Below are 21,440 nucleotides of genomic sequence, written 5' to 3'. Positions count from 1 at the left end.
CCATCTGAAGGTTTCCCATGCTGCGCATTGCTGTTCCGAACAAGGGCTCGCTCTCCGAGACCGCCGCCGAGATGCTCGCGGAAGCCGGCTATGCCGGACGCCGTGACGCCAAGACCCTGCACCTGATCGACGCCGAGAACGACGTCGAGTTCTTCTTCCTTCGTCCCCGCGACATCGCCACGTACGTCGCCTCCGGTGCACTCGACGTGGGCATCACCGGCCGCGATCTGCTGCGCGATGTGCCGCAGCAGGCGAGGGAGATCGAGTCGCTCGGCTTCGGCGGCTCCACGTTCCGCTTCGCGGGTCCTCCCGGGAGATTCCACACGGTCGCAGACCTCGCAGGCGTTCGAGTCGCCTCTGCCTACCCCGGCCTCGTCGGTGATTTCCTGCGTGAGCACGGCGTCGCCGCAGAGCTCGTCCAGCTCGACGGAGCCGTCGAATCCGCGGTGCGACTCGGTGTCGCGGATGCCGTCGCCGATGTCGTCTCCACCGGAACCACGCTCCGACAGGCCGGACTCGACATCTTCGGTCCGGTGATCCTGGAGTCCGAGGCGGTGCTGATCAGCCGCCCAGGCGATGCCGAGGGCACCGAGACCCTGCTGCGGCGCCTGCGCGGCGTGATGGTCGCTCGGCGCTTCGTGCTGATCGACTACGACCTCCCGGCGGAGTTGGTCGATCAGGCCGTTCAGATCGCTCCCGGCCGTGAGTCGCCGACGATCTCCCCGCTCCGCGATGCCGCCTGGGTGGCCGTGCGCGTGATGGTGCCGAGCCGCGGCGTCAATCAGGTGATGGACGATCTGTACGCACTCGGCGCTCGCGCCATCCTCGTGACCGCGATCCACGCCGCGAGGCTCTGATGGCACTCGCCAGTCGCGTCATCCCCTGCCTCGATGTGGCCGCGGGCCGCGTCGTCAAGGGCGTGAACTTCGAGAACCTCCGTGACATGGGCGATCCCGTCGAGCTCGCTCGCCACTATGCCGAGCAGGGTGCAGACGAGATCACGTTCCTCGACGTGACCGCCACCGTCGATGCCAGGGCCACGACCTACGACGTCGTGCAGCGCACGGCAGAGCAGGTGTTCGTTCCGCTCACCGTCGGCGGGGGAGTGCGCAGCGTCGACGACGTCGCCCGGCTGCTCGCGGTCGGCGCGGACAAGGTCGGCGTGAACTCCGCCGCGATCGCTCGCCCCGGACTCATCGACGAGATCGCCGACCGTTTCGGCGCGCAGGTGCTGGTGCTGTCCCTCGACGTCAAGCGCGCCGCAGGCACGCACTCGGGTTTCGTCGTCACCACCCACGGCGGGCGTACGACGACGACCCTCGACGCGATCGCCTGGGCACGGGAAGCCACCGAGCGCGGTGCGGGCGAGCTGCTGGTGAACTCGATCGACGCGGACGGCACCCGCGACGGTTTCGATCTGGAACTGGTGCGTCTGATGCGCGAAGCGTCGACGGTTCCGGTGATCGCGTCCGGCGGCGCCGGGAAGGCGTCCGACTTCGCTCCGGCGATCAAGGCGGGCGCCGATGCCGTGCTCGCCGCGAGCGTCTTCCACACCGGAGCCCTCACCGTGGGAGACGTCAAGGACGCTCTGCGGGCTGAGGGGGTGCTGGTCCGATGACGGAGTTGGAGACGCGGATCGCGCAGGTCGCCTGGAACAGCGACGGACTCGCCCCGGTGATCGTGCAGCAGTGGGACACCCGCGAGGTGCTCATGTTGGCCTGGGTGGATGCCGAAGCGCTCCGCCGCACCCTCACCTCGGGTCGCGTCACGTACTGGTCCCGGTCACGGCAGGAGTACTGGCGGAAGGGCGACACGTCCGGCAACATCCAGACCGTCCACGAGGCACGTCTGGACTGCGATGGAGATGCGATCCTGCTGCTGGTCGACCAGACCGGTCCCGCCTGCCACACGGGTACGCGAACCTGCTTCGACACCACGGACCTCGAGGCGGTTCCGGGCCAAGGCGGAGCATGAGCATCGCACGACGCGGCCGTTCGCTCGGGGTCTCCGGCTTTCTGCTGGCCGGAGCGGTCGGCATCATCTCCTCGACCCAGACGTGGCTCACCGTCGAGCGCGCGGATGCCGGTGCGGCCATCCTCGTCCCGGGCGCAGATGCGCTCCAGCTGCTCGCCCCGCTCAGTCTCGCCGTGCTCGCTCTCGGCGCCGCGCTGTCGATCGCCGGACGGATCGTGCGCCTGGTGTTCGCGGTGGTCGCTGCGGCGACTGCCGTCCTCCTGGGGTGGTCGATGATTCCGCTGCTCGTGAGCCCACCGCTCAGTGCCGTCGCTCCGAGCATCACGGACACGACCGGGCTCGCCGGGTCTGCGGCGCTGTCCGACGTCGTCGCCTCGATCACCCCGACGTTCTGGCCGTTCCTCGCCCTCGCCGCCTGGGTGCTCCTGTTCGCCACCGCCGTGCTTGTTCTGCTGACCTGGCGGCAGTGGAAGACCGGAGGCCGCAGATACCGCACCGAGGGGGTCGCCGCCGATCACGGCGATGGAGCGGTGGACGCCGTCGATTCCTGGGACGAGCTGTCGCGTGGCACCGACCCGACTCGATGACCCCGATAGACTGAGCCGACCCCCGCACGTCGTCCCCCGGAGGAGAACATGACCAACCCGATCGCCGACCCCGGCCACGGACACTCGCCTGCGGCTTGGGCCGCCGTCGTGATCATGCTCGTCGGCTTCACCGTCGGCACCGTCGCGTACTGCCTGGCCGAGTTCAGCCCCGTCTGGGTCGCACTCATCTGGGTGGGGGCTGCCATCGTCCCGGTCGGTGCGATCGTCGGCTGGATTCTCGCCAAGGCGGGTTACGGCGTGAAGGGCCCCAAGTACTCGCCGAAGGCGCACTAATGGTCCTCGCCGACCTGACGGCCGGCGCTGTCGCAGACGCCGAGCGTCGCGCCCTCTCCCGACCGCTGGCCGCTGTCGAGAAGGCGGCGCTGGCGCGCCCGGCGGCGAAGGATGCCCTCGCGGCACTTGCACCCGCAGAACAGGTCAAGGTCATCGCCGAGGTCAAGCGGGCGAGTCCCTCCCGCGGCGCTCTGGCCGAGATTCCGGATCCTGCCCACCAGGCATCTCTCTACGAGATCGGCGGCGCCTCCGCGATCAGCGTCCTCACCGAGGAGCGCAGGTTCGGCGGCAGCCTCGCCGACCTCGAAGCGGTCACCGCCCGCGTCTCCGTCCCCGTGCTCCGCAAGGACTTCATCGCGACGCCCTACCAGGTGCTCGAAGCCCGTGCCGCCGGTGCCGACCTCGTGCTGCTCATCGTCGCCGGTCTCGAGCCGGCCGAACTGCGCGATCTGTACGCGCTGATCGGCGAACTCGGCATGACGCCGCTCGTCGAGACGCACTCGGCCGATGAGCTCGAACAGGCCATCGATCTGGGTGCGCCGCTCATCGGGGTCAACGCGCGCGACCTGAAGACCCTCGAGCTCGACAGAGATCTCTTCGGGCGGCTCGCCGGCCGCATCCCGAGCACATCCGTGAAGATCGCCGAATCCGCCGTGCTCACCCCCGACGATGTCGCCCACTACCGCTCGGCAGGTGCCGATGTCGTACTCATCGGCGAGGCGCTCGTCACCGGCGATCCGGTCGCAACGCTGAAGAGCTTCCTGGAGGTGAAGGGATGAGTCTGCGCGACCAGCAGGGACCGTTCTTCGGTGAGTACGGCGGGCGTTACATGCCCGAGTCGCTCATCGCCGCCATCGACGAGCTCAGCGCCGCCTACACCGCCGCTGTCGCCGACCCGGCGTTCCGCGCCGAGCTCGCGTCGCTCCTGAGCTCATATGCCGGCCGTCCGTCCGCGCTCACCGAGGTGCCCCGTTTCGCCGCACACGCCGGCGGGGCGCGGGTCTTCCTGAAGCGCGAAGACCTCAACCACACCGGTTCGCACAAGATCAACAACGTGCTCGGGCAGGCGCTGCTGACGAAGAGGCTCGGCAAGACCCGGGTCATCGCCGAGACCGGTGCAGGCCAGCACGGTGTGGCCACCGCAACGGCAGCCGCGTTGTTCGGGCTGGAATGCACCATCTACATGGGCGAGGTCGACACCGAGCGCCAGGCGCTCAACGTCGCCAGGATGCGGCTGCTGGGCGCGGAGGTCGTGCCCGTCACCACGGGCTCGCGCACCCTCAAAGACGCGATCAACGACGCGTACCGCGACTGGGTCGCCTCGGTGGAGACCACGAACTACATCTTCGGAACGGCCGCAGGCCCGCATCCGTTCCCCGCTATGGTCCGCGACTTCCAGAAGATCATCGGCGAAGAGGCGCGCCAGCAGCTCCTCGATGAGATCGGCCGGCTTCCGGACGTGGTCGTCGCCTGTGTCGGCGGCGGGTCGAACGCGATCGGCATGTTCGACGCGTTCCTCGACGACGAGGGCGTCGCGCTCTACGGCGTCGAGGCGGCAGGCGATGGCATCGACACCGCTCAGCACGCTGCCTCCATCGAACGCGGTCGCCCCGGCGTGCTGCACGGCGCGCGGACGTACGTGCTGCAGGACGAAGACGGCCAGACCATCGAATCGCATTCGATCTCCGCTGGACTCGATTACCCGGGGGTCGGACCGGAGCATTCCTGGCTGGCCGACATCGGCCGAGCCGAGTACATCCCGGCGACCGACGACGAAGCCATGCAGGCACTGCGCCTGCTCAGTCGTACCGAGGGGATCATCCCCGCGATCGAGTCCGCGCACGCGCTGGCCGGTGCCCTGCGACTCGGACGCAAGCTCGGTCCGGATGCCGTGATCGCGGTATGCCTCTCGGGCCGTGGCGACAAGGACATGGACACCGCCGCGCGCTACTTCGACCTCTACGATTCGACCACCGAGGCGCAGGAGGGCAACGCATGAGCCGCGTGGAACAGGCGATCCAGAAGGCGCACGACGCCGGGCGGACCGCCTTCATCGGCTACCTGCCCGTCGGGTTCCCCGACCTGGACACCAGCATCCAGGCCGCCATCGCGCTCGCTGAGAACGGCGTCGACATCATCGAACTCGGCCCGCCCTACAGCGACCCGGTGATGGACGGAGCGATCATCCAGGAGGCGACCAGAACCGCTCTGGCTGCCGGATACCGCACCGCCGATCTTTTCACCGCTCTTCGCGAGATCACCGCCGCGACGGATGTCCCGGTCGTCGTGATGACTTACTGGAACCCCGTGCTCCAGTACGGCGTCGACCGTTACGCGGATGACCTGCTCGCCGCCGGCGGTGCGGGCCTCATCACGCCGGACATCACCCCCGAGTCCGCAGCGGAGTGGATCGCGGCCAGTGAGCGCACCGGCCTCGACCGTGTCTTCCTCGCGGCTCCCACCTCGACCGATGCGCGTCTCGACCTCGTCGTCGCGTCCTCGACCGGCTTCGTGTACACCGTCTCGACGATGGGCATCACCGGTGAGCGCGCCGACCTCGATCGTGCCGCGCGCACCTTGGTCTCCCGCCTCCGCGAGCACGGCGTCGGTCGCGCCTGCGTCGGCATCGGCATCTCCACGGCAGACCAGATCGCCGCTGTGGGGGAGTACGCCGATGGCGCGATCGTCGGCACCGCGCTCGTCCGCGCCCTCCGTGACGGCGGCGTTCCCGCCCTCGCCGAGGTCACCCGTACCCTGGCCGCCGGCGCTGCGTCGGCACGCCCCGCACTCGAGAACTAGAATCGCAATCATGTCCCTCGCGCTCCACAGCACCGTCAACGGCGTGCTCGCCAGCATCCCGAGCCCCCCGGTCTCGTTCATCGACCTGGGCCCGGTCCGCATCCACTTCTACGCGCTCTGCATCATCACCGGCATCATCGCCGCGGTGCTGCTGACGAATCATCGCCTCACCAAGCGTGGCGCGGAGCCGTGGGTCGTGATCGACATCTCGATCCTCGCGGTACCGTTGGGCATCATCGGCGCCCGGATCTTCCACGTGCTCACCCACCCGAACGACTACTTCGGTGAGGGCATCAACACGTGGAACCCGTTCGAGCCCGGTTCCGTGTGGGCGATCTGGGAGGGCGGCATCGCCATCTTCGGTGCGCTCATCGGCGGTGCCGTCGGTGCATACCTCGGATGCCGGTGGACCGGCATCCGCTTCTGGACCTTCGCCGACGCGTTGGCACCGGGACTGCTGCTCGCTCAGGCCTTCGGACGCTTCGGCAACTGGTTCAACCACGAGCTGTTCGGATTGCCGACGGATCTGCCCTGGGGCCTCGAGATTGAATCCACGAACAGCGCCTTCCCCCCGGGACTGCCTGAGGGCACGCTGTTCCACCCCACTTTCCTCTACGAAGTGATCTGGAACGGTCTCGGCGTCATCGTGCTGCTCTGGATCAGCCGCAAGGCGACCGCATTCCAGTGGGGCCGGCTGTTCGCGATCTACCTGATCTGGTACAGCGCCGGCCGTGTGGTGTGGGAATCGATCCGCATCGACCCGAGCGAGATCATCCTCGGCCTGCGCAGCAATGTCGCGGCCGCCATCATCGGTGTCGTCGTCGGTCTCGTGATCCTCGTTGTACAGACTCGCCGCCACCCGGGCCTCGAGCCCTCGCCGTACATGACGGGTCGGGGCCGGAAGGATCTCGAGGCTGATGTAGTATCGCTAACGAATCCCTCCGAATTCGTGGACCTGAGTGAGCCTCCGTCCGACGAAGTCACCGCAGGAGCTACCGCCACAAGCACCGCTCCCACGGACACCGAAGGTTCCCGATAGCCTTCAGGTCCGTGAGGACCCATCGCATCGCCCGGCCAATGACGTCCCCGGGTCACTTGAAGATCTGAGGACGGTACCGCATGGAATCGAGCGACCTCCGCACGCCCCCCGGCTTCCCTGTCAAACAGGGCATGTACAACCCCGCGTTCGAGAAGGACGCGTGCGGTCTGGCAATGGTCGCCACGCTGCGTGGCGAGGCAGGGCACGACATCATCGCGCTGGCACTCGAGGCGCTCCGCAACCTCGAGCACCGCGGCGCGATCGGCTCGGATGCCGGAACCGGAGACGGTGCCGGCATCCTCACCCAGATGCCCGACGAGTTCCTGCGCGCCGTGACCGGATTCGAGCTTCCGCCGGTCGGCGAGTACGCAGCGGGCCTGGCGTTCCTTCCTCGCGATTCCGGACAACGTCGCCAGCAGAAGGCCGGCATCGAGAAGATCGCTCGCGCGGAGGGCCTCCGCGTCCTCGGCTGGCGTGAGGTCCCGACCGTGAACGAGAACCTCGGCAAGCTCGCCGATGAGGCTCGTCCCGCGTTCGAGCAGTTGTTCGTGAGCGCCGGGGGAGCGACCGTCGAAGAGGCACCGCTCACCGGCATCGCCCTGGATCGGGTCGCTTACCGTCTGCGCAAGCGCGCCGGTCACGAGCTCGGCGCCTACTTCGTCTCGCTCTCCTGCCGCACTCTCGGCTACAAGGGCATGGTCACCACGCTCCAGCTCGAGCCGTTCTACCCCGATCTGCAGGACGAGCGCTTCGCCTCGGAACTCGCGGTCGTGCACTCCCGCTACTCGACGAACACCTTCCCGTCGTGGCCGCTCGCGCAGCCGCTGCGCATGCTCGCGCACAACGGCGAGATCAACACCGTCGGCGGCAACCGCAACTGGATGCGCGCACGCCAGTCGCAGCTGGAATCCGAGCTGCTCGGCGACATGGCACCGCTGCTGCCGATCTGCACCGATGGCGCCAGCGACTCGGCATCCTTCGATGAGGTGCTCGAGCTGCTCACGCTCACCGGACGCAGCCTGCCGCACGCCATCATGATGATGGTGCCTGAGGCGTACGAGAAGCAGGCCGACATCACGCCGGAACTCCGGTCGTTCTACGAGTACCACTCCAACCAGATGGAGCCGTGGGACGGACCGGCTGCGCTCATCTTCACCGATGGCACGCTCGTCGGCGCGACGCTCGACCGCAACGGGCTTCGCCCCGGACGCTGGACCGAGACGACCGACGGGCTGATCGTGATCGGTTCGGAGACGGGCGTTCTCACGTTCGAGCCGGAGCGGATCAAGCGCCGCGGGCGCCTGCAGCCGGGCAAGATGTTCCTCGTCGACACCGCGCAGCGACGCATCGTCGAGGACGAAGAACTCAAGCAGGACCTCGCCACGCTCCATCCGTGGCAGGAATGGCTGGATGCCGGAGCGGTCCGCCTCGCGGATCTGCCGGAGCGCGAGCACATCGTGCATCCGCCGGCATCGATCACTCGGCGTCAGCGCACCTTCGGCTACACCGAGGAGGAAGTGCGCATCCTGCTCACCCCGATGGGACAGAACGGCGTCGAGCCGCTCGGCGCCATGGGGTCTGACACGCCGATCGCCGTGCTCAGCAAGCGCCCGCGTCTGCTCTTCGACTACTTCACGCAGCAGTTCGCCCAGGTGACGAACCCGCCGCTGGACTCGATCCGCGAAGAGGTGGTGACGAGCCTGAAGCTCGGCCTCGGACCGGAGTCCAACCTGCTCACGTGGGGTCCGGAGCACACCCGCACGGTGTCACTCGACTTCCCTGTCATCGACAACGACGAGCTGGCCAAGATCCGGCACATCGACAGGGCGCTGCCCGATCGCTCGAGCGTCACGATCCGCGGGCTCTATCACTTCGACGCGGATGCGCAGAGCCTGCAGAACCGGCTCACCGAGATGTGCGCCGAGGTCGATCAGGCCATCGAGGACGGAGCGGAGTTCATCATCCTCTCCGACCGCGACTCGAACAAGGACCTCATCCCGATCCCGTCGCTGCTCATGATCTCGGCAGTTCATCACCACCTGATCCGCCGTGAGAACCGGATGAAGGTGGGTCTGATCGTCGAGGCCGGCGACGTCCGCGAAGTGCACCACGTGGCCACGTTGATCGGCTACGGCGCATCTGCGGTCAACCCGTACCTCGCGATGGAGACGGTCGAGCACCTCGTTCGGACCGGGTACATCACCGGCATCGCCCCCGAGAAGGCCGTACGCAATCTGATCTATGCGCTCGGCAAGGGCGTGCTGAAGATCATGTCGAAGATGGGCATCTCCACGGTGTCCTCGTACGCCGGCGCACAGGTCTTCGAGGCGGTCGGTCTCAGCCAGGAGTTCATCGACTCGTACTTCACGCGCACCGAATCGAAGCTCGGCGGAATCGGCATCGAAGATGTCTTCGCCGAGAACCAGGCACGCCACGACTACGCCTATCCCGAGGATGCCGCAGCACGGGCGCACGAGCGTCTGTGGACGGGCGGCGAATACCAGTGGCGTCGCGACGGATCGCCGCACCTGTTCAGCCCGGAGACGGTGTTCAAGCTGCAGCACGCCACACGCACGCGCCGCTACGACATCTTCCGCGAGTACACGAAGCTCGTCGACGACCAGGCGTCCGAGCTGAAGACGCTCCGTGGTCTGTTCAAACTGCGCACCGGAACCCGCAAGCCGGTACCGCTGGACGAGGTCGAGTCGGTCTCCGACATCGTGAAGCGTTTCTCCACCGGCGCGATGAGCTACGGCTCGATCTCACGCGAGGCGCATGAGACGCTTGCGATCGCGATGAACCGGATCGGCGGAAAGTCGAACACCGGCGAAGGCGGAGAAGATGCTGATCGCCTCGTCGACCCTGAGCGCCGCAGCGCCATCAAGCAGGTGGCATCCGGCCGATTCGGCGTGACCAGCCTGTACCTCACCGAGGCCGACGACATCCAGATCAAGCTCGCCCAGGGTGCGAAGCCCGGCGAGGGCGGACAGCTGCCGCCGACGAAGGTGTACCCGTGGGTGGCGCGCACGCGTCACGCGACCGCCGGCGTCGGGCTGATCTCCCCGCCTCCGCACCACGACATCTACTCGATCGAAGACCTCAAGCAGCTGATCTTCGATCTGAAGAGGGCCAACCCCGAGGCGCGCATCCACACGAAGCTCGTCAGCCAGTCCGGCATCGGCGCGGTCTCGGCCGGTGTCGCAAAGGCGCTCAGCGACGTCATCCTGGTCTCCGGCCACGACGGCGGCACAGGCGCGAGTCCCCTCAACTCGCTCAAGCACGCCGGAACGCCGTGGGAGCTCGGACTTGCCGAGACTCAGCAGACCCTGATGCTCAACGGCATGCGCGACCGTGTGGTCGTGCAGGTGGACGGCCAGCTGAAGACCGGCCGCGACGTGATCATCGGCGCCCTCCTGGGTGCCGAGGAGTTCGGCTTCGCGACCGCGCCCCTGGTGGTCAGCGGCTGCATCATGATGCGCGTCTGCCACCTCGACACCTGCCCGGTCGGCGTCGCCACGCAGAATCCTGCTCTTCGGGAGCGGTTCACCGGCAAGCCGGAGTTCGTCGTCAACTTCATGGAGTTCATCGCAGAAGAGGTGCGCGAACTGCTGTCCGAGCTCGGCTTCCGCTCGCTCGACGAGATCGTCGGTCGCACCGAGTTCATCGAGGTGAACGGCGCGATCGAACACTGGAAGGCCGAAGGCCTGGACCTCAGCCCGGTACTGGACGGACCGGCGTTCCCCGCCGGCGAGCCCCGCCGGAGCGGACGCAGCCAGGATCACGAACTCGACAAGCACTTCGACGTCGCCCTGATCGACATCGCGAAGGATGCGCTGCTGAACGGCGAGCCGGTGCTGGTCGAATTGCCCATCAGCAACACCGAGCGAGCCGTCGGGACGATGCTCGGCCACCAGGTGACCGCGCGGCACGGCGCCGGGGGTCTCGCTCGCGAGACCATCGACATCACGCTGCACGGCACCGCCGGTCAATCGCTCGGCGCGTTCCTGCCGCCTGGCATCATCCTCCGACTCGAGGGCGACGCCAACGACTACGTCGGCAAGGGCCTGTCCGGTGGCGACATCACGATCCGGCCGCCGCGCGGCTCGGTGATCGCTCCGCACGAGAACGTCATCGCGGGCAACGTCATCGGTTACGGTGCGACGTCGGGCACGATGTTCATCTCGGGTGTCGTCGGCGAACGGTTCCTGGTGCGCAACTCCGGAGCGACGGCAGTCGTCGAAGGCGTCGGCGATCATGCCCTCGAGTACATGACCGGCGGTCTCGCCGTGATCCTGGGCACGACCGGACGCAACTTCGGCGCCGGCATGTCCGGGGGAGTGGCGTACGTTCAGTCCCTGCGCACCGAGAAGATCAACGCGCAGTCCCTGGACAGCGGTGAGCTGCTGCTGGAGCCACTCGACCGGGCAGATCTCGAAGTGCTGCGGAGTCTTCTCGTCGCGCACGTCGAGCGCACGGCATCGCCGCTGGCGGCCGGCATCCTCGAACAGTTCGAGACCGCCGCATCCGAATTCGTGAAGGTTCTCCCGCGTGACTTCGCCGCTGTGCGCAGCATGCGTGAGGAAGCAGTGGCCGAGGGCATCGACCCCGACGGCGACATCGTGTGGAACCGCATCCTGGAGGTGACCGGTGGCTGATCCCAAAGGTTTTCTGAAGGTCACCGAGCGTGAGCTTCCTGCCCGTCGCCCGGTGCCGGTGCGCATCATGGACTGGAAAGAGGTCTACCAGCCCGGCGATCAGGCGGTGCTGCGACGCCAGGCCGGCCGATGCATGGACTGCGGTGTGCCGTTCTGCCACTCCGGCTGCCCCCTCGGCAATCTCATCCCGGAGTGGAACGACCTGACCTGGCGCGGCGAAGGCCGTGCGGCGATCGAACGTCTGCACGCGACGAACAACTTCCCGGAGTTCACCGGTCGCCTCTGCCCGGCCCCGTGCGAGAGCTCCTGCGTGCTGGGGATCAACCAGCCTGCGGTCACGATCAAGCAGATCGAGGTCTCGATCATCGACGAGGCCTTCGCGAAGGGCTGGGTCGACGCACAGCCGCCGGCACGCCTGACCGGCAAGACCGTCGCCGTCGTCGGCTCGGGCCCCGCCGGACTCGCCGCCGCGCAGCAGCTGACCAGGGCCGGTCATACCGTGGCCGTCTTCGAGCGCGATGACCGCATCGGCGGACTGCTGCGCTACGGCATCCCGGACTTCAAGATGGAGAAGACCCACCTCGAGTCCCGCCTGCGGCAGATGCAGGAAGAAGGCACGCGTTTCCGCGCCGGTGTCGAGATCGGCAAGGACATCTCCTGGGCCGACCTCCGGGCCCGCTACGACTCCGTGGTCATCGCCACCGGGTCGACCGTGCCCCGCGACCTGTCGATCCCCGGCCGCGACCTCGCAGGTGTGCATTTCGCTATGGAATACCTCGTCGAGTCGAACCACGCCGTCGCCGGCGACACGGTGCCGGAGCAGATCACGGCCGAGGGCAAGCACGTCATCGTCATCGGCGGCGGCGACACCGGCGCCGACTGCATCGGAACCGCTCACCGCCAGGGTGCGCTCAGCGTCACCAACCTCGCGATCGGCAAGCAGCCGGGCGAAGAGCGTCCTGACCACCAGCCGTGGCCGATGATGCCGACCATCTTCGAGATGCAGTCCGCGCACGAGGAGGGCGGAGAGCGGGTCTTCCTCGCTTCCACCGTCGAGTTCCTCTCAAACGAGGTCGGCGAGCTTCGCGCCCTGCGTGTTGCCGAGACCGAGTACATCGACGGGCGCCGCGTCCCCAAGAGCGGCACGGAGCGGGAGATCCCCGCTGACCTCGTGCTGATCGCCATGGGCTTCACCGGCCCGGAGCAGGATGGCTTCACCGAGGACACCCGTCCGCAGGTGACCGACCGTGGCGCGTTCCAGCGGGATGCCTCGTACGAATCGACCGTTCCTGGCGTCTTCGTCGCCGGTGACGCCGGGCGCGGGCAGTCCCTGATCGTCTGGGCGATCGCCGAAGGACGAGCCGCCGCTGCGAACGTCGATCGGTTCCTCATGGGCTCCACCGTGCTCCCCGTGCCGGTGGGCCCGAATGATGTCGCGCTCGGCCTTCAGCCCGCGTAGGCTGAGCCGCGGCACCGTCGCCTGATTTCTATCCCCCTCTAATCTGGAGTATCTGTTGAGACGCGCGAAAATCGTCGCCACCCTGGGCCCTGCCACTTCCACCTACGACACCGTGCGCGCACTGATCGACGCCGGAGTGGATGTCGCCCGCCTGAACCTCAGCCACGGTGACTACTCCGTGCACGAGAACAACTACGCGAACGTCCGTCGCGCTGCCGAGGACTCCGGTCGCGCCGTTGCGATCCTCGTCGACCTCCAGGGGCCGAAGATCCGCCTCGGCAAGTTCGAGGGCGGCCCCTACGAGCTCGAGGTCGGTGACATCTTCAAGATCACCACCGAAGACATCATCGGCAACAAGGACATCTGCGGCACCACGTTCAAGGGCCTCCCGCAGGACGTCAACGCCGGAGACTTCCTCCTCATCGATGACGGCAAGGTCAAGGTCGAGGTCGTCGAGACCGACGGCGTGACCGTGACGACCCGCGTGGTCGTGGCCGGAGCGGTCTCGAACAACAAGGGCATCAACCTTCCCGGCGTGGCTGTGAACGTGCCGGCGCTGAGCGAGAAGGATGAGGACGACCTGCGTTGGGGCCTGCGCATCGGCGCCGACCTCATCGCACTGTCGTTCGTGCGCAATGCCAGCGACGTCGAGCGCGTGCACGAGATCATGGCCGAGGAAGGCGTGAAGATCCCGGTCATCGCCAAGATCGAGAAGCCGCAGGCGGTCGACGCGCTCGAGGGAATCGTCGACGCGTTCGACGGCATCATGGTCGCCCGCGGCGACCTCGGTGTGGAACTTCCGCTTGAGGCAGTGCCGATCGTGCAGAAGCGCGCCGTCGAGCTCGCCCGTCGCATGGCGAAGCCCGTCATCGTCGCCACGCAGATGCTCGAGTCGATGATCAACAGCCCGGTGCCGACGCGCGCCGAGACTTCCGATGTCGCCAACGCCGTCCTCGACGGCGCCGACGCGGTGATGCTCTCCGGTGAGACCAGCGTGGGTGACTACCCGGTCATCGTCGTCGAGACGATGGCTCGGATCATCGAATCCACCGAAGAGCACGGTCTCGAGCGCATCGCGCCGCTCAACACCAAGCCGCGCACGCAGGGTGGCGCGATCACTCTCGCGGCGCTCGAGGTCGCCGAGTTCGTCGATGCGAAGTTCCTCTGCGTGTTCACGCAGTCCGGGGATTCCGCCCGGCGCCTCTCGCGACTGCGCTCGCGCATCCCGATGCTCGCATTCACGCCGGAGCCCGGCATCCGCCGTCGCATGGCACTGACCTGGGGCATCCGCTCGACGCTCGTCGATCTGGTCCAGCACACCGACCTCATGTATCTCCAGGTGGACACCTATCTGCTCACCAACGGCCTCGCGGAGACCGGTGACCGGGTCGTCGTGATCTCGGGATCCCCTCCCGGAATCGTGGGTTCCACGAACGACATCCGCGTCCACAAGGTCGGGGACGCCGTCGGCGGCGCCGCCCCCATCTACAAGGCTGTCATCTGACGCACTGACGCGAGGAGGGTCGGGACCAGACGGTCCCGACCCTCTTGCGTGTCGCGGCCACGAACGTCAAGCCCCCGACGCCGTTCTTCCTGGCGGGAGTACGGTGGCAAACATGGTGAACCACCCGCACGATGCCGGTCGCATTTTGCCGATCACGGAACGCGTGACGGAGTGCTGAAAGCGGCAGCCTGGTGGCTCCTGGACTATGTCTATGCGGCCTACTGGCAGACGCGCGCGCTGATGAGCCGAACGGATGCATCGACATTCCGTACCGGGCATCGCGCGCCGATCATCGTCCTGCCCGGTATCTACGAGACCTGGCGGTTCATGCAACCGATCGTCGAAGCGCTGCATGCGCGCGGGCATCCGGTGCATGTCATCGAGACGCTCGAGCGGAACCTGCACTCCGTGGCCGAGATGGCGGACCAGGTCACGGATTACCTGCAGCGGTACGACCTGGGCGACGCGGTTCTCGTCGCCCACAGCAAGGGCGGCCTCGCCGGCAAGCTCGTGATGATCAGCGCGGCATCTGATCGGGTGCGGGGCATGATCGCCGTCGCCACGCCGTTCGGTGGATCGAGGTATGCCCGAATGATGCCGACACGCACCCTGCGAGCATTGTCGCCGGATGATCCGTCGATCGTGGGTCTCACGCAGGACCGCACGGCGAATTCGAGGATCATCTCGATCTTCGCGCGCTTCGATCCGCACATTCCGGAGGGGAGCGAGCTCATCGGAGCGACCAACATGCGTCTCGAGACGGGTGGTCATTTCCGGATACTCGCCCACCCGCGCGTCGTCGCCGAGATCGCCGTCTTCGCGGGCTGAGGAAAGCGGCTGTGCACGGCATGACAGGTCGCCCCATTGAAGTGCCGGCGGTGGGACTCGAACCCACACGCCCTTTCGGACAAAGCATTTTGAGTGCTCCGCGTCTGCCATTCCGCCACGCCGGCTCGTGTGTCGCGTCTTCGACTTTAGCGCAGCGAGCGCCCTGCTCTGCTCAGCACGGTCGCCCACCGTCCGTTCAGCGGCCTCTCCAGTAGGATGGGTCTGTGACCGAGCAAGAACAGCAAGAGCATGTTGAGCCGTCTGAGCAGCCGACAGCATCCGCACCCCGACGCGTCGTCGTCGCAGAGGACGAATCGCTGATCCGCCTCGACATCGTCGAGATCCTCCGTGACAACGGCTTCGACGTCGTCGGCGAGGCCGGTGACGGCGAGACGGCCGTTCAGCTGGCGACCGAGCTGCGCCCGGATCTCGTCATCATGGATGTCAAGATGCCGCAGCTCGATGGCATCAGCGCCGCCGAGAAGCTTCACAAGGGGAACATCGCCCCCGTCGTGCTGCTCACCGCGTTCAGCCAGAAGGAACTCGTCGAGCGCGCGAGCGAGGCGGGCGCTCTCGCCTACGTCGTCAAGCCGTTCACTCCGAACGACCTCCTCCCGGCGATCGAGATCGCGCTGGCCCGTCACGAGCAGATCATCACGCTCGAGGCCGAGGTCGCCGATATGGTCGAGCGCTTCGAGACCCGCAAGCTGGTCGATCGTGCCAAGGGCCTGCTCAACGAGAAGATGGGCCTGAGCGAGCCGGAAGCATTCCGCTGGATTCAGAAGGCGTCCATGGACCGCCGACTGACCATGCAGGATGTCGCCAAGGCGATCATCGAGCAGCTCGCACCGAAGAAGTAGTGTTCGCACTCGACGCGGAGCACATCCTGCGTCCGGTGCACACCGGTGACGGGGTGGCGCTCGCGCGCGCGTACACAGCCAATCGAGCGCATCTGGCGCCCTGGGAGCCGACGAGAAGCGAAGCGTTCTTCACGTCCGAGGACCAGGAACGGCATGTCGCAACCTGCCTGGAGGATGCAGCGACGGGTCGCGGCGTTCGATTCGTGATCGAATCAGCCGATGGCGAGATCCGCGGCCGCGTGAACCTGAACAACATCGTCCGCGGCGCCTTCTGGAGCGCGGACCTCGGCTACTGGGTCGACGGCGCGCGTCAGGGGAGGGGGCTCGGCACGAGAGCTGTCGCTCAGGTCGTTTCCTACGCTCGGGACGAGGTGCGTCTGCATCGGCTGCAGGCGGCGACTCTCGTCCAGAATCACGGTTCGCAGCGTGTGCTGGGCGCGAATGGATTCGAGCGGATCGGCGCGGCTCCTCGCTATCTGAAGATCGCGGGGAAGTGGCAGGACCACATCCTGTTCCAGCGGATCCTCGAGGAGCCGCTCAGCGTGCCGCCGGCACGTCCTTGATCATGTTCGTGATGCGGATCGTCGAGCAACGGCGGCCCTGATCGTCGGTCACGACGATCTCGTGCACAGTGACGCTGCGGCCGAGGTGGATCGGCGTGCAGATGCCGGTGACGACCCCCGAGGTCGCGGATCGGGTGTGCGTGGCGTTGATGTCCACACCGACTGCCAGGCGGCCAGGGCCCGCGTGCAGGTTCGCAGCCATCGATCCGAGCGATTCGCCGAGGACGACGTACGCGCCGCCGTGCATCAAGCCGACGGGCTGCGTGTTGCCTTCAACCGGCATGGTCGCGACACAGCGCTCGAGGCTGAACTCGAGGAACTCCATGCCCATCTTCTGGGCGAGCGCGCCCATCCCGCGGGCGGTGGCCCAGTCGAGTCCTTCGGTCGTCGCGGTCTCGCTCATCGATCCTCCTCAGCGGGTGTCTGTCGTCCTCGTTAGGCTGACAGGGTGACGGACTCCGCAAAGCCTACCCTCATGGTCGTCGACGGCCATTCGCTCGCCTATCGTGCATTCTTCGCCCTCCCGGTCGAGAACTTCACCACGAAGGACAATCAGCACACGAACGCCATCTACGGCTTCCTGTCGATGCTGGTGAACCTCATCAAGGCCGAGCAGCCGACGCATATGGCGATCGCGTTCGACACCTCCCGCCATTCCTTCCGTACCGACGTGTACCCCGAGTACAAGGCGACCCGATCGGAGAGCCCGCAGGAGTTCCGCGGACAGATCCCGCTCCTGCAGGACTGCCTCGCGGCGATGTCCATCCAGGTCCTCACAAAGGAGGGGATCGAGGCCGACGACATCCTCGCAACTCTCGCGAGCCAGGGCGCTGAGCAGGGATTCGAGGTTCTCGTCGTCTCCGGCGATCGTGACACGATCCAGCTGGTGACGGATGACGTGACCCTGCTGTATCCGTCGGTTCAGGGCGTCTCGCAGCTGAAGCGCTACGACCCGACGACGGTTCAGGAACGCTACGGAGTGCGCCCGGAGCAGTACCCCGACATCGCCGCGCTCGTCGGCGAGACCAGCGACAATCTGCCCGGCGTCCCCAAGGTGGGGGAGAAGACCGCAGTGAAGTGGCTGACGCAGTTCGGTTCGCTCGATGAACTGCTGGAGCGCGCAGGCGAGATCAAGGGTGTCGTCGGCGGAAATCTCCAGACCCACATCGACGATGTCCGCCGTAACCGACAGCTGAACCGGCTGCTCCGCGATGTGGAGCTTCCGGTCGGCCCGGCGGACCTCGAGGTCGCTCCGATCGATGCGCAGGCCGTGCGTGACATCTTCGCGCGCCTCGAGTTCCGCACGCTGCTGCCCCGCGTCTTCGAGGCGGTCGGTGCCGGAGAGGTCGCCGAGGATCCGGCATCCGTCGTCGTGCTGCCGACACCGGTCGAAGTGACGCCGGCAGAGCTCGCCGCCTGGGCGCAGGCGCAGTCCGGTGACGTGGCGCTTCGGATGAACACCGCGGGAGGCCTCCCGACGCGCATCGGCGCCGCCACTGAGACGGAGCTGCGCGAGACCGACTGGAACGACGACAGTGCCGAGTCGATGCGCGCCTGGCTCGAGTCCGATGCCCCGAAGGTCTTCCACGATGCCAAGCCTCAGGTGAAGTCGCTGCGCCGCGTCGGCATCCAGCTCGCCGGGCTGGCGTACGACACGAATCTCGCCGGTTGGCTGCTGCGGCCGAGCTACCCGGACAAGACGCTCGCCGACCTCGTAGAGCGATACCTCGGCGAAAAGCTGCCGCAGGCGGATCCGACGCAGCTCGTCCCCGAGACCGAGGGAGCCACCCCCGCTCAGGAGGCGTGGTTCACGCTGCGAACGGCGGCCGCCCTTCGCGAGGACATTCCGGAGAGCGTGTCGCAGGTGCTCATCGACATCGAGCTGCCGACTCTGCTCACGCTCGCCGATATGGAGGTCGCCGGGGTCGCCGTCTCCCATGACGTGCTCTCGACGTTCTCCACCGAGCTGGCCACGCGCGCCGAGGCGCTCGCCCAAGAGGCATTCACGGTCGTCGGACGCGAGTTCAATCTGGGGTCCCCGAAGCAGCTGCAGGAAGTGCTCTTCGAAGACCTTCAGCTTCCCAAGACCCGCAAGACGAAGACCGGTTACTCCACGGATGCCGCGGTTCTCGTCGACCTGCAGGAGACGAATCCGCATCCGTTCCTGAACCTGCTGCTCCAGCACAGGGAGGCGACGAAGCTCCGGCAGATCATCGAGTCGCTCGACACCGCGATCGGCGATGACCACCGGGTGCACACGACCTACGTGCAGACCGGGAGCCAGACCGGCCGGCTCTCCAGCACCGACCCGAACCTGCAGAACATCCCGGTGCGCACCGAGGAGTCGCGTCACATCCGCAGCGCCTTCCAGGTGGGCGACGGCTATGAGACCCTGCTGACCGCCGACTACTCGCAGATCGAGATGCGCATCATGGCTCATCTCTCCGGCGACGAGGGACTCGTCGAGGCCTTCAACAGCGGAGAGGACCTGCACCGATTCGTCGGTGCGCGGGTGTTCGGTGTCGAACCGAGCGATGTCACCTCGGCGATGCGCACGAAGGTCAAGGCGATGTCGTACGGCCTCGTCTACGGTCTGTCGGCGTTCGGACTGTCCAAGCAGCTGCGCATCGAACAGTCCGAGGCGAAGCAGCTCATGGTCGAGTACTTCGCACGATTCGGTGCCGTGCGCGATTATCTGCGCGCCTCGGTGATGAAGGCGAAGGAAGTCGGTTACACCGAGACGATCTTCGGACGACGTCGTCCTTTCCCCGACCTCGCCAGCCCCAACCGAGTACTGCGCGAGAACGCCGAGCGCGCAGCGCTCAACGCACCGATCCAGGGCAGTGCGGCCGACATCATGAAGATCGCGCTGTTCCGTATCCACGACGATCTACGCACGGAGGGCCTCGCCTCGCGCGCTTTGCTCCAGATCCACGATGAGCTCGTCGTCGAGGTCGCACCGGGGGAGTGGGATGCGGCGGAGCGCATCGTCCGCACGCGAATGGGCGGCGCCGCGGAGCTGTCGGTTCCGCTCGACGTGCAGGTCGGACGCGGACAGAACTGGAACGAAGCGGCGCACTGAGAGCAGAGACACGACGGGCGACCGGGGCCTGCTGGCGCGGGGGGCGAGGGATAGGCTGGAGGGATGACTTCAGCCCCCCGTACTCCCTCTGCCATCGACAAGGTCGCCGATGAATGGGTCGACACCATTGCCGTGCTGTCTCCGACGCTCGGCACCTACATCGGACGCACTGAGGCGGGCGATCGCTTCGGCGATCTCAGCCCTGCCGGACTCGAGGAGATCACCGAGGCGACCCGCGCGACCCTCGGCAAGCTCTCGGCATTGGAGCCCGTCGACGCGATCGACGAGGTCACGAAGACCGATCTGAGCGCCGAACTGCAGCTCGACCTCGACCTCCACGACGCGAATTGGCATCTGCGCGACCTGAACGTGATCGCCTCCGCCGCCCAGGACGTCCGAGCGGCCTTCGACCTGATGCCGACGGCCACGGCCGACGACTGGAGCGTCATCGCGAAGCGTCTCGCCGCCGTTCCTGATGCACTGCGCGGCTACACCGAGACGCTTCGCGAGGGGATCGCCCAGGGCGTGACCCCGGCCCGACGGCAGGTCGTCGAGGTCGCCTCGCAGATCGTTCGGTACACGGCAGACGACGGATTCTTCGCCGCGTTCGTCGCGGAGGCCACGCCGGACGAGGGGCAGCTGCCCGCGTCGCTCGCGCGCACGCTCGCCGACAACTCGGCCGCAGCACGCGTCGCCTACGACGACCTTGGTCGATTCCTCGCCGACGAGCTGGCGCCCGTCGCCGGTGGCGTCGACGCGGTCGGCCGCGAGCTGTATGCCCTCAACTCGCGTCGGTTCCTCGGCGCGACGATCGACCTCGACGAGACCTACGAGTGGGGTCGTGAAGAGCTGGCCCGCATGGTGGCCGAGCAGACCGCCATCGCCAACGAGATTCTGCCCGGCGCATCGGTCGAAGAGGCCGTCGCGCACCTCGAGGCGGATCCCGCCCGCAAGCTCGTCGGCACCGAGGCGCTGCAGCGCTGGATGCAGGAGACCAGCGATCGTGCGGTCGCCGAGCTCGGTGCGACGCACTTCGACATCCCGGAGCAGATCCGCACGCTCGAGTGCATGATCGCCCCGACACAGGAAGGCGGGATCTACTACACCGGCCCGACGGATGATTTCTCCCGTCCCGGGCGGATGTGGTGGTCGGTGCCCGAGGGCGTCACCGAGTTCGACACCTGGCGTGAGCTGACCACGGTCTACCACGAGGGCGTTCCGGGACACCACCTGCAGATTGCGCAGGCGGTGCACAACCGCGCAGAACTGAACTCGTGGCGTCGTCTTCTCGCCGGCACTTCTGGGCACGCCGAGGGCTGGGCGTTGTACGCAGAGCGCCTGATGCAGCAGCTCGGCTATCTCGACGATCCGGCCGATCGCCTGGGCATGCTCGACGGCCAGCGGATGCGCGCGGCCCGCGTCGTCCTCGACATCGGTGTGCACCTCGGCAAGCCCCGCCTTGACGGAACGGGTATCTGGGACGCCGAGTACGCGCTGGACTTCATGCGACGCAACGTCAACATGTCGGACCAGTTCGTGCAGTTCGAGGTAAACCGCTACCTGGGGTGGCCGGGCCAGGCCCCGTCGTACAAGGTGGGACAACGCATCTGGGAGCAGGTGCGTGACGTGTACCAGGCCGAGCGAGGCGCAGACTTCGATATCAAGGAGTTTCACAAGCGCGCTCTCGACATGGGCGGCGTCGGGCTCGACACGCTGCGCACCGCGCTGCTGCGCTGACCGGCACTCGGCGCGGTCTCCCTGATCTCGGGAACCGTGCGGGTCGTTGCCGGGAATGC

General features: G+C 67.1%; 18 protein-coding genes and 1 tRNA gene. 17 read left to right on the top strand and 2 right to left on the bottom strand.

What is annotated here, in order from left to right; translation table 11 throughout:
* Window positions 1–17 precede the first annotated feature (17 nt).
* From hisG to MRBLWH12_RS04940, 13 genes are all read left to right on the top strand, one after another.
* Window positions 18–857 carry an ATP phosphoribosyltransferase gene (hisG, locus tag MRBLWH12_RS05000; RefSeq protein ID WP_341974779.1) on the top strand — a complete coding sequence of 280 codons (840 nt, stop codon included), beginning with the start codon at window positions 18–20 and terminating at the stop codon, window positions 855–857.
* Complete coding sequence (gene hisF, locus MRBLWH12_RS04995; protein ID WP_341974781.1) at window positions 857–1,618, top strand: imidazole glycerol phosphate synthase subunit HisF; 762 nt, start codon at window positions 857–859, stop codon at window positions 1,616–1,618. Before hisG ends, hisF begins: the two co-directional genes overlap by 1 nt.
* Entirely contained in the window at window positions 1,615–1,974 is a 360-nt protein-coding gene (gene hisI, locus MRBLWH12_RS04990; RefSeq protein WP_363546757.1) for a phosphoribosyl-AMP cyclohydrolase, read from the top strand. The genes hisF and hisI overlap by 4 nt, the downstream gene beginning before the upstream one ends.
* The gene (locus tag MRBLWH12_RS04985) at window positions 1,971–2,561 is read left to right on the top strand and encodes a Trp biosynthesis-associated membrane protein (RefSeq protein WP_363546754.1); all 591 of its coding nucleotides are present in this window, start codon (window positions 1,971–1,973) and stop codon (window positions 2,559–2,561) included. The genes hisI and MRBLWH12_RS04985 overlap by 4 nt, the downstream gene beginning before the upstream one ends.
* A gap of 48 nt (window positions 2,562–2,609) precedes the next feature.
* Window positions 2,610–2,855 carry an HGxxPAAW family protein gene (locus MRBLWH12_RS04980; protein WP_341974788.1) on the top strand — a complete coding sequence of 82 codons (246 nt, stop codon included), beginning with the start codon at window positions 2,610–2,612 and terminating at the stop codon, window positions 2,853–2,855.
* Window positions 2,855–3,634, top strand: a complete 780-nt coding sequence (gene trpC / locus MRBLWH12_RS04975) for an indole-3-glycerol phosphate synthase TrpC (protein ID WP_363546751.1) — start codon at window positions 2,855–2,857, stop codon at window positions 3,632–3,634. The genes MRBLWH12_RS04980 and trpC overlap by 1 nt, the downstream gene beginning before the upstream one ends.
* Window positions 3,631–4,854, top strand: coding sequence for a tryptophan synthase subunit beta (trpB, locus tag MRBLWH12_RS04970; protein WP_363546749.1), 1,224 nt, complete (start codon window positions 3,631–3,633; stop codon window positions 4,852–4,854). The genes trpC and trpB overlap by 4 nt, the downstream gene beginning before the upstream one ends.
* Window positions 4,851–5,654, top strand: coding sequence for a tryptophan synthase subunit alpha (trpA, locus tag MRBLWH12_RS04965; RefSeq protein WP_363546746.1), 804 nt, complete (start codon window positions 4,851–4,853; stop codon window positions 5,652–5,654). The genes trpB and trpA overlap by 4 nt, the downstream gene beginning before the upstream one ends.
* A 10-nt stretch (window positions 5,655–5,664) precedes the next feature.
* Entirely contained in the window at window positions 5,665–6,693 is a 1,029-nt protein-coding gene (gene lgt / locus MRBLWH12_RS04960) for a prolipoprotein diacylglyceryl transferase (protein ID WP_341974797.1), read from the top strand.
* Between the two features lie 80 nt (window positions 6,694–6,773).
* Window positions 6,774–11,348, top strand: a complete 4,575-nt coding sequence (gene gltB, locus MRBLWH12_RS04955; RefSeq protein ID WP_363546743.1) for a glutamate synthase large subunit — start codon at window positions 6,774–6,776, stop codon at window positions 11,346–11,348.
* Window positions 11,341–12,807 (top strand): glutamate synthase subunit beta, encoded by a 1,467-nt coding sequence (locus MRBLWH12_RS04950; RefSeq protein WP_363546740.1) that lies wholly within the window; start codon window positions 11,341–11,343, stop codon window positions 12,805–12,807. Before gltB ends, MRBLWH12_RS04950 begins: the two co-directional genes overlap by 8 nt.
* Window positions 12,808–12,862: 55 nt before the next feature.
* Entirely contained in the window at window positions 12,863–14,311 is a 1,449-nt protein-coding gene (gene pyk, locus MRBLWH12_RS04945; RefSeq protein ID WP_341974803.1) for a pyruvate kinase, read from the top strand.
* Between the two features lie 171 nt (window positions 14,312–14,482).
* A complete protein-coding gene (locus MRBLWH12_RS04940) occupies window positions 14,483–15,139 on the top strand; it encodes an esterase/lipase family protein (protein ID WP_363546737.1) in 657 nt (218 codons plus the stop codon).
* A 42-nt stretch (window positions 15,140–15,181) separates the two neighbouring features.
* Here the strand turns inward: MRBLWH12_RS04940 and MRBLWH12_RS04935 are convergent.
* Window positions 15,182–15,264 (bottom strand) — tRNA-Leu (locus MRBLWH12_RS04935).
* Between the two features lie 99 nt (window positions 15,265–15,363).
* On the opposite strand from MRBLWH12_RS04935, the gene MRBLWH12_RS04930 reads away from it, so the two are divergent.
* Together MRBLWH12_RS04930 and MRBLWH12_RS04925 are read left to right on the top strand one after the other, a co-directional pair.
* Window positions 15,364–15,999, top strand: a complete 636-nt coding sequence (locus tag MRBLWH12_RS04930) for an ANTAR domain-containing response regulator (protein WP_341974806.1) — start codon at window positions 15,364–15,366, stop codon at window positions 15,997–15,999.
* Entirely contained in the window at window positions 15,999–16,562 is a 564-nt protein-coding gene (locus MRBLWH12_RS04925; RefSeq protein WP_363546734.1) for a GNAT family N-acetyltransferase, read from the top strand. Before MRBLWH12_RS04930 ends, MRBLWH12_RS04925 begins: the two co-directional genes overlap by 1 nt.
* On the opposite strand, the gene MRBLWH12_RS04920 is transcribed toward MRBLWH12_RS04925, so the two are convergent.
* Window positions 16,537–16,965, bottom strand: coding sequence for a hotdog fold thioesterase (locus MRBLWH12_RS04920; protein ID WP_341974809.1), 429 nt, complete (start codon window positions 16,963–16,965; stop codon window positions 16,537–16,539). The genes MRBLWH12_RS04925 and MRBLWH12_RS04920 overlap by 26 nt on opposite strands.
* A gap of 45 nt (window positions 16,966–17,010) precedes the next feature.
* Here MRBLWH12_RS04920 and polA point away from each other — a divergent pair, with 45 nt between their 5' ends.
* Complete coding sequence (gene polA / locus MRBLWH12_RS04915; protein WP_363546732.1) at window positions 17,011–19,644, top strand: DNA polymerase I; 2,634 nt, start codon at window positions 17,011–17,013, stop codon at window positions 19,642–19,644.
* Between the two features lie 63 nt (window positions 19,645–19,707).
* Window positions 19,708–21,381, top strand: coding sequence for a DUF885 domain-containing protein (locus MRBLWH12_RS04910; protein WP_363546729.1), 1,674 nt, complete (start codon window positions 19,708–19,710; stop codon window positions 21,379–21,381).
* Window positions 21,382–21,440 lie beyond the last annotated feature (59 nt).

The sequence above is a fragment of the Microbacterium sp. LWH12-1.2 genome, from assembly GCF_040675825.1.
Classification (GTDB): domain Bacteria; phylum Actinomycetota; class Actinomycetes; order Actinomycetales; family Microbacteriaceae; genus Microbacterium.
Note: the sequence above shows the minus strand (reverse complement) of the source record. Positions and strands in the feature narration are given on the sequence as shown.